This window comes from Flavobacterium sp., assembly GCF_003525665.1.
Lineage (GTDB): Bacteria > Bacteroidota > Bacteroidia > Flavobacteriales > Flavobacteriaceae > Flavobacterium.
In genome coordinates, this window is the sequence record NZ_DQDX01000109.1 from 6,188 (window position 1) to 8,920 (window position 2,733).

The 2,733-nt window shown below is 31.7% G+C and carries 4 protein-coding genes; all 4 read right to left on the reverse strand.

Annotated elements, in window-relative coordinates; all coding sequences use genetic code 11:
• Positions 1-218 precede the first annotated feature (218 nt).
• The gene (locus DIU01_RS07955) at positions 219-794 is read right to left on the reverse strand and encodes a Crp/Fnr family transcriptional regulator (RefSeq protein ID WP_290833255.1); all 576 of its coding nucleotides are present in this window, start codon (positions 792-794) and stop codon (positions 219-221) included.
• Entirely contained in the window at positions 795-1,376 is a 582-nt protein-coding gene (gene nadD, locus DIU01_RS07960) for a nicotinate (nicotinamide) nucleotide adenylyltransferase (protein WP_290833257.1), read from the reverse strand.
• Between the two features lie 98 nt (positions 1,377-1,474).
• Positions 1,475-2,047: a guanylate kinase gene (gene gmk, locus DIU01_RS07965; RefSeq protein ID WP_290833259.1), complete on the reverse strand. Its 573-nt coding sequence runs from the start codon at positions 2,045-2,047 to the stop codon at positions 1,475-1,477.
• Between the two features lie 4 nt (positions 2,048-2,051).
• Positions 2,052-2,369 (reverse strand): hypothetical protein, encoded by a 318-nt coding sequence (locus DIU01_RS07970; RefSeq protein WP_290833261.1) that lies wholly within the window; start codon positions 2,367-2,369, stop codon positions 2,052-2,054.
• Between the last annotated feature and the right edge of the window lie 364 nt (positions 2,370-2,733).

Consider the following 2,733-nt stretch of genomic DNA (forward strand, 5'->3'; position numbering starts at 1 on the left):
GATGTAACCACGAATAATACTTTTTTCATAACTTTTTCTTTTTGATTTTTAATTTGTGATGTGTTGTTATCTTCCGATTGATTTTTGCAACTAGAGAATAACAAAGGTAGTAATACTAAGAGTTTTAGATATTTCATATGTTCTATTATTTGTTACAAAATTACTATGTTTTGCAGTTTTAAGAAATGATGAAACTCACAAATTTGGTGTGATGAAACTCACTTTTTAGAACCAGAATTGAATCTACTCAAGGTTTCGCGCGACACACCAAGATAGGAAGCAATGAATTTTTTGGGTACTTTTTGAAAAAGAATAGGATTAGAAAGTAATAATTTGTCGTATCGTTCTTGCGGATTATTGTTAAGCATTGATAAAATACGTTGTTGCAAAGCGACGTATCCCGAATTGGATTTTTTTCTGAAAAAATGTTCAATTTTATGCATTTCTGAACATAGTTTTTCTCGGTTTTCTAACGATAATGACAGCAACTCGCAATCTTCAATACAATCTATAAAAAGTGTAGCATTAGTTTTATTAAAATGGGCTTGAAAATCGGTAATCCACCAATTTTGGGTAGCAAATTGAACAATATGTTCCTTTCCGTTGGAATCAACATGATAGGATTTTAAGCAACCATTCAATACAAAATAATCATTTTTTACAAGGTCATTTTCCTGAATAAGAAATTGATGTTTTTTGAGTTTTTTGGTTTCAAAATGAGATAAGACATACTCAAATTCTTCATCGGTTAAGGATGTAATTTCTTCTATTTGTTGTCGGAGAATTTCGCTCATTTACTTCTTATAAAAATTATTAGCATCTACATATTCCCAAACTTTTTCAGATAATAGCGGACGAATATTCTTTTTGTTTTTGATGCTTTCGCGAATAAATGTTGATGAAAGTTCGATGACTGGTGCGCCAACGCGATGAATTTTTGGATGATTGACAAATTGTTCATCGATTTCACCCGAATTTAATCTTGGGTAAATGTAAATATCATAATTATCGAGAATGTATTCGTAGTTTTTCCATTTGTGAAGCGAATTCAAATTGTCTTCTCCCATTATTAATGAAAATTCAAATTTAGGAAATTTGTCTTTTAAATGTGCCAAAGTATTCACCGTATAATTAGGCTGAGGTAATTTAAATTCAATATCCGAAGGTTTAATTTTTGGATACTCTTCGGTGGCCAAATTCACTAAATGCAAACGTTGGTAATCGTCTAGTAATGTACTCTTCTGCTTATGCGGATTATGTGGCGTTACAACCATCCAAATTTGATCCAAATCAGAATGCTCTGCCATATGATTGGCAATAATTAAATGTCCAATGTGAATTGGGTTGAAGGTTCCGAAATATAATCCTATTTTCATTTTTGTTTTTCGGTAGAGACGCGATTTATCGCGTCTAATGTTTTTAAAATAATTTGCGTGTAATAATGTGAGACGCGATTAATCGCGTCTCTACAAATTTATTTATTTATAAATTCCTTCACCAATTCATACGCATCTTGCTTTGCCACATCCAAATCATAATTCTTAATAATCGTGTCAAATTGTGGTGCTGTTGCTAATTCAACGTGTGCTTTTGCGATGCGCATATTGATTTTCTCGTCGCTTTCAGTAGAACGTTCTTTTAATCTTCTTTTTAGTTCGTCAACACTTGGTGGTTTTACAAAAACAGCTAAAGTTTCTTGAGGAAATTTGTGTTTAATTCGCAATCCACCCGAAACATCAATGTCGAAAATTACGTTTTTGCCTTTTGCCCAAATGCGTTCGACTTCGCTTTTTAAAGTTCCGTAGTAATTGTTGGTGTACACTTCTTCCCATTCAACAAACTCTTCAGCTTTGATGTGTTTTTTAAACTCTTCCCAAGTGATGAAATAGTAATCTTTTCCGTCTACTTCTTCACCTCGAGGTTCACGTGTTGCACAAGATATTGAAAATTCTAAATTCAAATCTTCCTGCGCCAATAAATGCCTTACTATAGTGGTTTTTCCCGAACCAGATGGTGCTGAGAATACTAATAATTTTCCTTTTTGCATTATCTTATTTTTTTAATGGAAGTTCACCAAATGTCATTGTAAACTTATCTCCATCTTTTTTAAATTTTATAGGTAATTCGCCGTTTTTTTCCAATCCCCATTCTTCTAACATATCAGAATTAACAAATAATATAGCTATGTTTAAATCGGATTTTTTCTTTAAATCTAGCAACCAGTTTATGTCTTCTTTTATTCTTTTTTTAGAGCCAGAATATTTATTCCAATGCTGAAAAATGTAATAATCAACTTTTGGTAAATTTTCTAACTTAATAGAATTTCCATCAACATCTAATAGCTTTTCGAGATATGATTTTAATTTCAAAGAACCTTCTTCTTTGCATGGAGAATAATTTTCATTAAAATTTTTAAAAGCACTTTGCATTTGAATTCCAGAACATTCCTCCACGCCTTGATAACAATATTTTTCACCAGATTGGCTAAAAATTAAAATTTCACTAGTTAAACCGGAGCCAATTGCTTGAAAAATTTCATTTTCATTTCCAGGTTCTTTTATCCTTACAAAATAGGTAGGCGAATTTGGAACTAGTTCAGAGAAGTAACTATTTAATTCTTTTTTATCTTCTACTCTCGGATCCTTAAACCCAGAAAGTGTTTTTATCGCTGTTCCACAGGAAGTTAAAGCTAATGAAATGGTTTATATTCTGGCTCTTATACACATCTCCGAG